Source organism: Paenibacillus sp. YN15 (assembly GCF_003285005.1).
Lineage (GTDB): Bacteria > Bacillota > Bacilli > Paenibacillales > NBRC-103111 > Paenibacillus_AR.
In genome coordinates this window covers 31,612-44,420 of record NZ_QMFA01000006.1, presented here as the reverse complement: position 1 = coordinate 44,420, position 12,809 = coordinate 31,612, and the positions used below count along the sequence as shown (strand labels likewise).

Below are 12,809 nucleotides of genomic sequence, written 5' to 3'. Positions count from 1 at the left end.
CCTTTTCATTAAAAGGTTGGCAACAGATTTTACTTTGATGGAGCATAGGCTTAATAGCGAATGCTCCACCATAAGCAACACTGGAATAAGTTTTTGTTGATCTGGTCCGGATTTTCCTTAATGATGAAGCGGCTGCGAAGCCTGCCTTACTTTAAATCCTGCTTGTTCTTCTGGTACCATTCGTTAACCAGCTTATCCACGTTGTCTCCACCCAGACGCTTCCATTCCTTGCGGATTTCCTCCATCCCCTGCTGAGCCGTCATGGATGCCCCGCTGGTTACAATTTTGGCCTCAATTTGATCCGCAATCGGATTGAAGGTAGCGGTCAATTGGCTTAATTCGGGTAGATCCGGGGTGTAGGGAATGTCCCGGCGGAATTTGTTCTTCATGGCCACCTGCAGCGAATTGGCCTTTTCCTTGGCATATTCCTGGGAGACAGGGTCCGAGGCCGCCATAATCGGGAACCACTCGGGCTTCAATTCATATTGATTGATGACTGCATACTCCCTTGCATAGTTCACTTCCTTGCGGAACTTCTCTGCATCAATGATTTGCGGCACACCGTTGACTAATTTATGATGGACGTTTTCTTCCCCGAATTTCAGCGGCTTCCAGCCTGTTTCAATCATCCAGTCCAGGAACTTGATAGCGGCTTCAATCTTGTCTTCCTTCATGCTGCTGTTAAAGCCTACCATAATGCTGGGAATCGCCGATTGGAGCAGGCCGGTTTTTCCGTATTGGGTAGCAAAAGGTTCAAGCGCTGTCATCTTTGCGTTGGGATCATTTTTCTTCAAATCCTTGAACATATTTTCCATGTCCCAGTTCCCCAGGAAAATGCCGGATTTGCCGGTGGTCCAAAGCTGGGTAGCTCTTTGGCCGTTTTTGTCCGTAATGTATTCCTGATCCAGGAGGCCCTGGTCATACAGCTGCTTTTGGAAATCCAGGCTTGCCATGTAGCGGTCGCCGACTCTGCCTAATTGCAGCTTATCTCCTTCCAAATACCATTGGCCGCCTGCATGAGCGGTGAACAGATTGCGCAGGACAACACCGCCGTTTGTATTAAATACGATGGGCACTGTATCCGCCTTGCCGTTTCCGTCAGGGTCCCCATCCTTGAATGCCTTCGCTACTTTAATAAACTCTTCAACGGTTGTCGGCGCTTTCAATCCAAGCTTATCCAGCCAGTCCTGTCTGATCCACATTCCCGCGTTTGCCACCGATTCTACTCCGCGTTTGCTGGCAACAGCGTATATTTTCCCGTTGACTGTCAGATAAGGCTTCAGTTCAGGATTTTCGTTCAAATATTTTTTGTAGGAGGTGCTGTACTTCTCGATGTACTGGTCAAGAGGCTGAATGGCTCCTTGGTTGGCCAGTTGGGCAATATAAGGCCGCTCATATTCCCAGATCAGATCCGGCGCGCTTCCCGAAGCGATCAGCGTGTTCAACTTGGTCTGGGCCTCGTTCCGGGGAACCGGCACCCATTTCACTGTGGCAGGCGCATTCTCATTGATCCACTTGGCCCACCGGTTGTTCTCATAGCTGCCCTCCTCCCCTGACACCTCGCCACGGTCATAGACAGAAATGCTGATCTCTTTTTTGGGTCCTGCGGTTGCACTGGAAGAGCTTCCAGGCGCAACGGAAGGGCTTGCCTGTTCCTTATCCGAGCCGCAGGCGGCCAGAACGGAGAGGGACAGACTTACGGCAACGACTGATGCTGTAACCTTGCCTAGCTTTAACATTGCTTCATCCCCTTATAATAATAGTCTTCTTACTATATCAAGAGCGGATTCAATGATCCACTATGATATCAACCCTTCACAGAGCCAATCAGTACACCTTTGACAAAATGCTTCTGCAGGAACGGATACACGCACAGAATCGGTGTAATGGCGATAACCACCGCCGCCGCTTTAATTCCCTCCGGTGTCAGCATCACAGCAGAGGTATCGCTGCCGCTCTCCAGAAGGCTGGGATCGACCTGCTTGATCATCTGGTAGAGCTTGAGCATGAGTGTCTGAAGCTTGGAGCTGGTGATATAAAGCATCACATTGAAGTAGGAATTCCACCAGCCTACGGCGTAGAATAGGGACAATGCAGCCAGAATGGGCTTGCACAAAGGAATCATGATCTGAATCAGGATTCTCCAGTTTCCGGCTCCGTCAATGGAGGCGGATTCTTCAATCTCCTCCGGCAGTCCTTCCATGAAGCTCTTCATCACGAACATATTGTAGGTGCTGACCAGCCCCGGCAGCCACAGAGCCAAATACGAATCCATTAATCCCAATGACTTGATCAGAATAAAGTTGGGAATGAGTCCGCTGACAAAAACCATGGTAAAGGTGATGAACATCAGGAGCGGGCCTCTGCCGTAAAGCCGCTTGCGGGACAAGGGATAAGCGGCCATAACGGTCATCACAATATTCAGAAGGGTGCCCACCAGGGTAACGATAACGGTATTGCCCATGGCATGGATAAGCTGGCCGTCTTGGAACAGCCTCTTATATGATTCGAGATTGAACTCAACAGGCCAGATATAAACCTCTCCGGAGGTAATGGCCCTGCTGCTGCTAAAGGATGCGGCAATTTCATACCAGAAAGGATACAGTGTTGCCAAGGACAACAGGCCCAACACCACATAATTGACAGACTGTCCAATCACGGCTCCTGGTGAAGTTTTGGACAAATCATATTTCATAGTTACCATAACCCCCTCTCGCCAAACAGACGGATAATTCGGTTGACGCTAACCACCAGAATCAGGCTAATGACCGATTGGAACAACCCCAGCGCCGTGGTATAGCTGTAATTCATGTTCTGCAGCCCCACACGGTATACATAGGTGCTGATCACATCCGCTACATCCAGCACAGAGTTATTTTGAAGAGACAATGTCTGCTCAAGCCCAACATCCATCATGCTGCCCATTCTTAAGATCAGCAGAATGGCAATGGTGCTGCGAATGCCGGGAAGGGTGATATGCCAGATCTGGCGCAGCTTGTTGGCGCCGTCAATTCTGGCCGCTTCATATAACTGCGGATCAATGGAGGCCATGGCCGCGAGATAAAGAATGGTGCCCCAGCCTGCTTCCCTCCAGATGGAGGAGACGGTGTAGACCACCGGCCACCAGGCGGATTTGGCCATGAAATAAATCGGCTCCAGCCCGATATTTTTCATCAGCAGGTTTACCACCCCTGTACTCGGGGACAGCAGGGCGATCAGAATCCCTCCCAGCACCGCCCACGAAATAAAATGGGGGATATAGAGCAAATTTTGCACCAGGCGCTTGTAGCCCTCCACCCGCACTTCATTTAGCAGGAGCGCCAGAAGAATCGGCACCGGAAACCCGAATGCAAGGCTATATACATTCAGAAGAAGCGTATTCCTCAGTACCCTCCAAAAATCCGTGCTTTGGAAAAGCATTCTGAAATGCTTCAGCCCCACCCAATCACTGCCGAAGATGCCGTCGATAAACCGGTAATTCTTGAAGGCAATGATTTCCCCAACCATAGGCGAGTATTTGAAAAGCAAGTAAAAAGCAACTACGGGAATAAGCATCAGATATAAGGACTTATCCCGTTTCAGCCTGTTCCAAATCTTTTTTGACGGTTGTACAGCGATTGTCTCTCCTGCTGGCAGATTGCCTTCCGAAACCGCCAGTTTCTCTTTCATACCCTTCACCCTTTCCCACCATTTCATTCTGCGTTGATAGCTAGATCATAGCGGATAGGGCTAAAATTGGATACACACTCATTGTTCACTGAAACACATTTATTACCCTGGGACCCTTCACATTTTTTATACTAGGGTTATTTTTTTGCCCTAAGACTGCCTAAATCCCGGGATTGGGACACTTCCGGATGGGTTTTGCCGCGGCTTGCCAAACTCGGCAACCGTTTTAACCGCCAAGCGCACGAAAAAACGGCTCCTTTGCAGCAAAGAAACCGTTTAGGCAAAAATCATTTTATGAGGGGGATTCCGGTTCTTCCGCATCCGTTGCTTGATCCCGGTATTCCGTCGGGGTGAGCCCCGTATATTTTTTGAAGGTTCGGGTAAAGCTCCTGCTATAGGTGTAACCGACGGCATCGGAAATGTCGTTAATCTTGATGGACTTGTCCTTAAGCAGCTGCTTGGCGGCTTCTATCCTGATGTTGATCAGGTAATCGATAAAATTGTCCTCCACATGCTCCTTAAACAATCTGCTGATATAGGTTCGGCTCAGATGGAATTCGTCGGCGAGGCTATCCAGAGAAAGTCCGCTGTCCCGGTAATTTTCTTGGATAAAGTGAAGAATCTTATCGATGTTGTCGTTTTTTCCCCGCTGGCTCTTCCTGATCTCGATCTTCTCCACCAGCTTTTGAAGCACGGAGCCTACCACCTGTTCGGCTTCCCGCCAATTCTCACAACGGTTGATTCTTTCATACAGATTTCCGATTTCAATTAATGTCTCCCCCGTATTGATTCCGATGGATTCAACAGCCTGCATGGAGCGCATAACCAATTCAAAAGAAAATTGCCGCAGCAGATCGGGAGACAGATTCCTTTTTACCGCCTCCGCGTAGATTTCCTTCAGCAAGCTGTCCACTCTGCCGGAATCCGCTTGCTTCAATGAATCCACAATGCTGTCAAACCTCTGCACAATGCGGTAATAATCCTGATTATCCGGCGACCGGACATCCATTATGGAAATGACGGAGTCCCCTCCGGCAACCATCTTGTATTGAAGCGCCTGCTGGGATTCCGCATAGGAAAGGGGCACATCCTTCAGCTCCCTATATCCTCCCCCAAGCCCCGCCGCAACAGTCAAGCCGATCTGCTTGCGCATCACATCGAGAATTTGCTCCAGCAGCGCTGCCGCCCGCAGATGATTCTGCTCCTCATCCCCTTCCGGAAAGCTGAATAGAATAGCAGCCCTTCCGGAGCCCAAATCAATGGCCACCCCCGCATTTTCCATATTGATAATCTCCTCTGCCACATTGCACAGGGCATAGGTGTAAAGCACTTCATCCTTCGGGTCGATCCCGCCCTCCTTACTGATCTCCGCGGTGCATACGACATACCGCCTCGGGAACAGGCGCAGTCCGACAAATTCCAGATGAGGCTGCACCAAGGCATATTCGGACCGGTAGCCGATCAGAATATCCATCACTGTCCGCCATTTCAGCATCGGCTTCGAATCCCGCAGTTGCTTTTCCAACTGCTCCCGGTCCATAAACATTTGATCAAAGATACTTTCCAGATAGGAGACTCCTTGGGCTTGCAGCTTGGAGCCGCGGACTGTATCCGTTACCGGCCTGTAAGCGCCGGAGAGCTTGCCGATCAAGCGGTCAATAGGCCTAAACGTCCTTCTGTTGATAAAGAAAACAATAATGAATGCCATCAAGAACATTCCCGCCGCAACGGCGATCATCAAATTCCTGGTGACGATTAACGGCTTGTACATCTGGCTTTCCGGTACAATGCTGACAATTTTCCATCCGGTATAGCCGGAGGTTTGGTAAGAGATTGTTTGCTTCACATCATCAATGTCCGCAACGAAGGAGCCGCTTTTATCTCCGGAAAGCACCTTTTGAATATAAGGCAGCTCTTTCATCCTGCTGTAGAGTTTGGTTTTATCATCATGAGTGACGACTTCCCCATTCTTATCCACAATAAAGGTATGCCCTTGGAAATCCTCCTCATAGATCCCATGAATCATCTGATAAAGAACATCCTCATCAATATTGGCGGCTACCAGGCCTTTTCTGTATCCGGGAGCGCTAAGCGCAGGATAGGAGCGAATCAGCGTAACCACATCGCGGTTGACCTGGCCATCCCAAATCTTATGGGTAGGCAGCCATTGGAAATAGACGGGCATGTCCAAATATTCCGTTAGCCACTGATTCTCCGACGTTTCCTTACTGGTATACAGTTTTTCCGTTAAAATATTGCCGCTCACATCAGAGTACACAAAGATAGTGGAAAACTGCAGATTGTTGTTCATAAATGTGGTGAGTTTGGAGCTCAGGGCATAGAAATTGGTGTTTTTTTGCCCGTTATCCTTGTAGCTGTCGTTCATGAAATAAACAAATTCCAGTTCATTGGTCAGCTGCAGCAAATTTTTCTCCATCTGCTGAAATTCCGTCCCAATCTTCTGGTCAATTTGCTTCAGCAGCGCCATATTGGTTTTCTGCAGCTGCCGTTCCAAGCCCCCCACTGTCCCCTTATAGGACAGAAAAAAACTTAAGGATATAATGAGCAGCAGCACCCCCCCATAAATAATCATAATTCTTCCTGTCACACTAATTCTCATAAATCACCCCTCCATTGGCATGCCACAACCTGTCTGCTTATACTGCCTTAAATATAGAGAAGACGGAACGATTTTGCAACGAACAAATCAACATGCTTGTAAATATAATTAATTGCTTATATAATGATTGACGAATATAATTTGTCATGCAAGGGCATTTCATTCACACTGAAAGGAGATTTCAATATGCCTTCCATTGAGCAGTTGGCGGATGAACTGAAATTAGCCGGGGATAAAACACGGCTTACAATCCTCTCCATCTTAAAGGAGCGGGAATGCTGTGTCTGCGAGCTTGCGGAATTGTTGCAAACCAGCCAGCCCAATGTCAGCCAGCATATGCGCAAACTGAAGGATGGGAAGCTGGTTAAGGAATCCAGGAGAGGGCAATGGATTTATTATTCCTTAGATTTGGCCGAGAAACCCTACTTAATGGAATTATTGGCGGCTCTCCCTTCTCAAAAGGATAAACTGGAGCTAGCCTGCAAAGGAGTGAAATGCAGTGAGTGAAAGCAACAGGAGGTTGTCCTTTCTGGACAGATACCTGACCCTCTGGATTTTCATGGCTATGACAGCAGGTATCCTGCTGGGAAGCCTCTTCCCCTCTTTAGTTGAAGGTTTACATGTATTGCAAATTGGAACTACATCTATCCCTCTCGCAGTCGGGCTAATTATCATGATGTATCCCCCGCTGGCCAAGGTCCGGTATGAAGAACTGGGGCATGTTTTTAGAAATGGGCGCGTATTAACCTTATCCTTGGTCCAAAATTGGGTGATTGGCCCAGTGCTTATGTTTGCCCTGGCTCTTATTTTCTTGAGAGACTATCCGCAATATATGGTGGGGCTGATCATGATCGGCCTGGCCCGTTGTATTGCCATGGTCATTGTCTGGAATGACCTGTGCCGGGGCGATTCCGAATACGCCGCGGGGCTTGTCGCCTTCAATTCCATCTTCCAGGTGTTGTTCTACTCGGTATATGCCTATATGTTCATTACACTATTGCCCAATTGGTTTGGTCTTCAAGGAACGGTCGTCCATATAACCATGTGGGAAGTGGCCAAAAGTGTGCTTATCTATTTGGGCATCCCCTTTATCGCCGGGATACTGACCCGGTTTACATTGACAAGAATGAAAAGCAAAACCTGGTATGAAAAAACCTTCGTTCCCAAAATAAGCCCCTTGACCTTGATTGCGCTCCTGTTTACGATTGTCGTCATGTTCTCCCTGAAAGGAGACATGATACTGGAGCTTCCGTTGGATGCAGTACGTATTGCGATCCCACTGTTGATTTATTTTGTTGTGATGTTTCTAATTTCGTTCTTCATGGGCAGGAAGTTCGGTGCAAATTACCCTGTCACCTCCACCCTCGCCTTTACGGCCGCAAGCAATAATTTTGAACTGGCCATCGCTGTGGCCGTTGGTGTGTTTGGCATTCACTCAGGTGCAGCGTTTGCAGCCGTTATTGGTCCTTTGGTAGAGGTACCCGTTATGATCGCCTTGGTAAATGTGGCCCTCCGATTCCAACGCAAGTATTTTACGGCAAAGGAAGCAACCCCACGCTAAAAAATCTTATATAGAGGAGCAGTTCATACTATGAAACAACTCGTGTATTTTCTCTGTACCGGCAATTCCTGCAGAAGCCAAATTGCAGACGGTTTTCTAAAGGCGATGGGAGGCGATAAGTACGAGGTAAAGAGCGCAGGCTTAGAAGCCCACGGCTTGAATCCCCGGGCTGTCAAAGCTATGAATGAGGTTGGTATTGACATCAGCAGCCACACTTCCGATGTCATTGATCCGGAAATTCTGAACCGGTCCGAGTATGTCATTACCCTCTGCGGTCATGCAGATGAGCATTGCCCCGTCATTGCCAATAATAGGGTGACGAAATGGCATTGGGGCTTTGATGATCCTGCAAAAGCCGCAGGCTCCGAAGAAGAGATCATGGCTGTGTTTCGTGAGGTCCGCAATGCCATTAAGGCCCGTATAGAAATTTTTGTGCAAGAAGGAAAATGAGCTCCAGCCAAACGGGGCGAGGCTGTTGCTTTATTTCCCTTTCGCGGAACGGGGATATAACTCCGGAAACTCCCCGATAAGCTCCTCCATATCCATAATTACATACGGCTGGCCGGGCAGCCCGCCTGTTGCGCAAACGGACAGCGCATATTCGTCTTCAATCCTCCAGCTGCGGAACCAAAGCGGCGCAGGCGGATGAAGAGCTGCCGAGCCGTCATCATGAAGCTCAAACCGGAGACTGTCCGGCGCAATTTGTCCCATTCCCGTTCCCTGCAGCTTGATGCAGGCCTCCTTCAGCGTCCAATACCGGTGGAACAGCTCCTGCCGCAGGCGGGAGTCCTGCTCTTCCTTCCATAATCTCCATTCGGCATCGGCCAGGCAATAACGCGCCGTCTCAGGGTCAATGGGGCGGATTCTCTCCACATCGACCCCGACCCTGCCCGCAGGAAGCAGGGCGCAGACCGCCAAGCCGTCCGAATGGGCCAGACTGAAATCGCCGCTCCACCCCGGAGCCTCCACATAAGGTCTGCCGAATGCCGTCCGCTGTATGGCCGGCAAAGGACGGCAGTACGGGGCCAGCATCACCTTGGCCGCAAGAAGACCGGCAAGACTGTTCAGACGGTCCTGCCGGTTCTTGTACCTCCACACTCCCGCCCATTCCTGCCGCGGCAGAATGGAACGGAAAAACTCCTCGTCGATCTCTCCGCGGGTGCGGATCACATACAGCCAGCCTCTGCTCACCCGCGGCTGCCCGCCTCCACCGGCCGGCGGAAATAGCCGATGCTTACCGCATATTTGATCAGCTTTTCCAACAATTCACTGTCCGGCTTCCTGCAGAATATCCGGGCTTCCTCCAGATACGGGGAGGTGCGGGCGCAGGAGAATCTCCAGTTGGAGTGTTTGGCCCCATCTCCTTCCAGCTGGGCCATAGCCAGCTTCAGGCCCTCCTCATCCTTGGGCGCCCCCGCATCCAGCAGCCACCCCTCGTATTCATCAAGCTCCATAAAGCGGATCTTATAACCGTAAGCCTGAAAATAACCGACCAGCTCCTCATAAGACAGCTGGACGGGATTGCAAATATGGAACATCCCGCCCAGGCTGCCCTGCCGTTGCGCCAGCGCCGCTATGGCGCTGCCCGCGTAATCCACCGGGGTAATATCCACATGGCAGTGCGCCCGGGGGGCGACTCCCAGAAGAATCATGGCCTTCAGCATCCGGTAAAAGGCATTATTGTCAATATTGGACTGGAACAAGCCGTTGTCCGAGCGGCAGCACAGATTGCCTACCCGGTATACTGTCACCGGCATCCCATGCTTCTCACAGGCCAGTATGACACTCCGCTCCGCCTCCAGCTTGCTCTGGGTATACACATTCTCCACATATGCTTCCGCGGGATAGGCGGCGCTGTCCGTAAAAGCCTCCCACTGCCCGCTCAACGCCAGCTCCTCGGGAATGCCCAGGGTGGAGATATAATGAAAGCGGATCTGCGGATTGCGCCGGGCCAGCTCCAATAGACGCTCCGTGCTGGCGGTATTGACTCTGGAAAAATATTCCGCATCCCCGAAATGCTTGACTTCGGCTGCGCAGTGCATGATGCAGTCCACCTGCTCCTCCAGCAAACGCCGGTCGGCGGGCCGCAGGCCCAGGTCCTCTTGCTCCAGGTCCCCTTCAATTATCACCGCCCTGTCCTTTAGAAGGGCGCCGATTCCGCTGCCGTAATACCGGGCCATAACCTCCGTAAGCCGGGTCATGGGATCAGGATAATGGGCATGGGGGCGGATGAGGCAATAAATAACCGCTTTGGAACGGTGGAGCAGCTCATACAGGAGATGGGACCCCAAAAATCCGGTTGCCCCCGTCAGCAGGATATGCTCCTGGGGATAAACCCTGCTCCGGTCGATGGGACCCTGAAATTGTGCGGGATGCTCGGCCAATTCCCTGACCGTCTGCGGGCTTGTCCATTCGGTCCCGGCACAGGCCGTCTCCTCTGCCTGCAAATAGCCGATTCTGGACGCCAATTGCTCCACTGTAGGATATTGGAAGAAGTCATTGATCCTCAGCTTGGGATAGCCGGGCTTGAGGATGGCCAGAATTTCCAGCACCTTCAGGGAATGGCCGCCAAGCTCGAAGAAATTGTCCGCAATTCCGATGTTGGAGCGGTGCAGCGCCTTCTCCCAGGCAGCGCATACCTCCCGCTCCAGCGGACTTTCCGGGGGAGCATAACCCTCCCGGGGCTCCGCATCCGGCTGGATGGCCAGGGCAGCCAGCGCTTTGCGGTCTATTTTGCCTGACGGCATCACCGGCATCCGCTCCAGCCATTGGAAATGCTCCGGCACCATATACGCCGGCACCTTGCTCCCCAGGAAGCGGACCAGCTCTGCTTTGGGAACTGCAGCCCCGGAGGTGGTGGTATAAAACGCAGCCAGGCTTTTCCCGCCGGCGGCATCGGCTGCCACAATCACAGCCGCATCCTTCAGTGCCCCATGCTTGGCCAGATTGTCCTCAATCTCGCCAATTTCAATGCGGTAGCCCCTGATCTTGACCTGGGAATCCTTCCTGCCCATATATTCCAGGAAGCCGTCCTTGGTCAATCTGGCCAAATCCCCGGACCGGTAGAAGGTTTTCCCGGATTCCGGAGAGACCGGATCGGGAATGAAGGCCTCGGCGGTTTTATCCGGCTGGTTCAGATATCCCTTGCCCACTCCCACGGAGCTGATCAACAGCTCCCCTGTTACGCCCACCGGGCACAAAAGATTGCCGGGATTCACAATGTAGACTTCATAGTTGGCCAGCGGTCTGCCGATGCAGATGGTGGCCACCTGCTCCGGCACAGGCCGGGTAATGGTATAGGTGGTGGCCGCCACTGTGCATTCCGTGGGGCCGTATGCGTTGACGATGCGAATGTCACAGCCCAGCTTATGCTGGAATTGGCGCACGATTTCCCCCGCCAGCGCTTCTCCGCCTACAACCAGGCTCTTGATCCGGCGGTACTTGGGAGCCGCTTCGGCGGACACATAAGCGGCCAGCTGATTGAAGAACACGGTAGGCAGAATGGAAATCCGGGTTGCCCCCGTGTTTTCCACCGCCTCTGTAAAGGCATCAATGGACAGGCGCTGCTCGCTGCCAAGCAGGTGGAGCCGGCACCCGTTCAGCAGGGAACCGAAAATATCGTATACGGAAGCATCAAAGCTGAAGGTGGAGTATTGCAGCAAAATATCTTCGCCGGTAAGGCCAAGATCCTGCTTGATGGCCATAGCCAGATTCACAACTCCCTTATGGGCAATAAGCGCCCCCTTGGGTTTGCCGGTTGAGCCCGAGGTATAGATCACATAGGCCAGATCATCCGGTTCCGCAACGGAAGGGAGCGGCTCCCGCCCATAAGCGTTCAGTTCCTGATCCACCTGCAGGATAGCCGGCTGGCTGAACGCTTCAGCCGAGGCGGCGGCTCCGGCAAGCAGCGCCTGCACCTTCGGGAGCAATCCCGATTTAGTCAGAATGAACCGGGAGGCGGTATCTGCGATAATGTAGCCGTTGCGGTCCTGGGGATGCTCAGGGTCCAGAGGAATATAAGCTCCTCCCGCCTTGAGCACTCCCAGCATACTAATAATGGTTTCTATGCTGCGCTCCATGAAGATGCAGACAAAGCCGCCCCGCTTCAATCCGTTGGCCAGCAGCAGCCTGGCCAGCTGATTGGATCTGCAATCAAGCTCCTCATAGGAGACAAGCTCCCCATCGGAGGAAAGGGCGGTATGCCCGGAATGCGTCTGTGCGATGGCAGCGAAGCGGTCAACCACAGTAAGCTCCTGCGGCAGGGGGCAATAGGTGCGGTTCAGAGCCTCATAGGCCAGCGAATCCTGAGCGTTGGTAATGGGGATGCTGCCCACAGCCGCATGAATATCTTGGACAGCAGCGTCCACTACCGCCTGATAGCAGTCCATGAAGCGCAGCACCGTTTCCTTGCGGAAGCTGCGGCGGTCATAAGCCGCCTGGAGCTGCCACCCTTCCCCATTCTGGTATACCGACCAGTGGAGCAGGCTCTCTGCCGACTGGGACGGCTGTCCATACGTGCAGGGAAGCGCCAAAGGATTGTCCAATATCTCCCGGATAAGAGCCGCATCCGGCAGATTGTCCAGCGCCCCTGTCAGCTTGCTGCTGATTCTGCCGATCAGTTGGGCAATGCTGTCCCCGCTGGAGCATTCGATCCGCAGGGGCAGCAGACGGCCCTCCCCGGACGCGCAGCCGACCAACAGATCCGTTTCATTCCCCATCCGGTGAAGGAAACCCAGGTAACAAGCCAGAAAAACAGCATCCAAATTATAGCTCAGGCCAACCCGCCGGGCCTGGCGCAGGTCCACCTCAAGCGGGCATGAGCAAACGGCAAGCTCTCTGTCCATGCCGGAGGGCAATACGGCATCCGGGCTTAAGGGGAGCTCCTGGGAAACGCCTCTCAGTTCTTCTCTCCAATACTCTTTTTGCTTCTCTATATCCAGTACAGTACTCATCGCTTAG

9 protein-coding genes are annotated in these 12,809 nt (G+C 52.1%); 3 read left to right on the top strand and 6 right to left on the bottom strand.

From position 1 onward, the window contains the following. Nucleotides 1–146: 146 nt before the first annotated feature. From DQG13_RS07100 to DQG13_RS07085, 4 genes are all read right to left on the bottom strand, one after another. Nucleotides 147–1,739, bottom strand: a complete 1,593-nt coding sequence (locus DQG13_RS07100) for an extracellular solute-binding protein (protein ID WP_113019061.1) — start codon at nt 1,737–1,739, stop codon at nt 147–149. A gap of 68 nt (nt 1,740–1,807) precedes the next feature. After that, the gene (locus tag DQG13_RS07095) at nt 1,808–2,695 is read right to left on the bottom strand and encodes a carbohydrate ABC transporter permease (RefSeq protein ID WP_113019060.1); all 888 of its coding nucleotides are present in this window, start codon (nt 2,693–2,695) and stop codon (nt 1,808–1,810) included. A gap of 2 nt (nt 2,696–2,697) precedes the next feature. After that, complete coding sequence (locus DQG13_RS07090; protein WP_113019059.1) at nt 2,698–3,669, bottom strand: ABC transporter permease; 972 nt, start codon at nt 3,667–3,669, stop codon at nt 2,698–2,700. Nucleotides 3,670–3,961: 292 nt separating this feature from the next. Continuing rightward, nucleotides 3,962–6,289, bottom strand: a complete 2,328-nt coding sequence (locus DQG13_RS07085) for a helix-turn-helix domain-containing protein (RefSeq protein WP_113019058.1) — start codon at nt 6,287–6,289, stop codon at nt 3,962–3,964. Nucleotides 6,290–6,475: 186 nt separating this feature from the next. Between DQG13_RS07085 and DQG13_RS07080 the strand changes: the two genes are divergently transcribed. From DQG13_RS07080 to arsC, 3 genes are read left to right on the top strand one after another with little or no spacing between them, the layout of a single operon-like run. Continuing rightward, entirely contained in the window at nt 6,476–6,796 is a 321-nt protein-coding gene (locus DQG13_RS07080) for an ArsR/SmtB family transcription factor (protein ID WP_113019057.1), read from the top strand. After that, a complete protein-coding gene (arsB, locus tag DQG13_RS07075; RefSeq protein WP_113019056.1) occupies nt 6,789–7,850 on the top strand; it encodes an ACR3 family arsenite efflux transporter in 1,062 nt (353 codons plus the stop codon). Before DQG13_RS07080 ends, arsB begins: the two co-directional genes overlap by 8 nt. Before the next feature lie 30 nt (nt 7,851–7,880). Continuing rightward, nucleotides 7,881–8,300, top strand: coding sequence for an arsenate reductase (thioredoxin) (arsC, locus tag DQG13_RS07070; RefSeq protein WP_113019055.1), 420 nt, complete (start codon nt 7,881–7,883; stop codon nt 8,298–8,300). 30 nt (nt 8,301–8,330) lie between these two features. Here arsC and DQG13_RS07065 read toward each other — a convergent pair whose 3' ends face one another. Continuing rightward, complete coding sequence (locus tag DQG13_RS07065) at nt 8,331–9,041, bottom strand: 4'-phosphopantetheinyl transferase family protein (RefSeq protein WP_113019054.1); 711 nt, start codon at nt 9,039–9,041, stop codon at nt 8,331–8,333. Further along, nucleotides 9,038–12,802, bottom strand: coding sequence for a non-ribosomal peptide synthetase family protein (locus DQG13_RS07060; RefSeq protein ID WP_113019053.1), 3,765 nt, complete (start codon nt 12,800–12,802; stop codon nt 9,038–9,040). Before DQG13_RS07060 ends, DQG13_RS07065 begins: the two co-directional genes overlap by 4 nt. Nucleotides 12,803–12,809: the final 7 nt, after the last annotated feature.

What these genes read in the sequence shown, in the direction of transcription:
- DQG13_RS07080 (WP_113019057.1), top strand. Translation starts at nt 6,476, where the DNA reads ATGCCTTCCATTGAGCAGTTGGCGGATGAACTGAAATTAGCCGGGGAT.
- DQG13_RS07060 (WP_113019053.1), bottom strand. Translation starts at nt 12,802, where the DNA reads ATGAGTACTGTACTGGATATAGAGAAGCAAAAAGAGTATTGGAGAGAA.
- DQG13_RS07090 (WP_113019059.1), bottom strand. Translation starts at nt 3,669, where the DNA reads ATGAAAGAGAAACTGGCGGTTTCGGAAGGCAATCTGCCAGCAGGAGAG.
- DQG13_RS07100 (WP_113019061.1), bottom strand. Translation starts at nt 1,739, where the DNA reads ATGTTAAAGCTAGGCAAGGTTACAGCATCAGTCGTTGCCGTAAGTCTG.
- DQG13_RS07095 (WP_113019060.1), bottom strand. Translation starts at nt 2,695, where the DNA reads ATGAAATATGATTTGTCCAAAACTTCACCAGGAGCCGTGATTGGACAG.
- DQG13_RS07085 (WP_113019058.1), bottom strand. Translation starts at nt 6,289, where the DNA reads ATGAGAATTAGTGTGACAGGAAGAATTATGATTATTTATGGGGGGGTG.
- arsC (WP_113019055.1), top strand. Translation starts at nt 7,881, where the DNA reads ATGAAACAACTCGTGTATTTTCTCTGTACCGGCAATTCCTGCAGAAGC.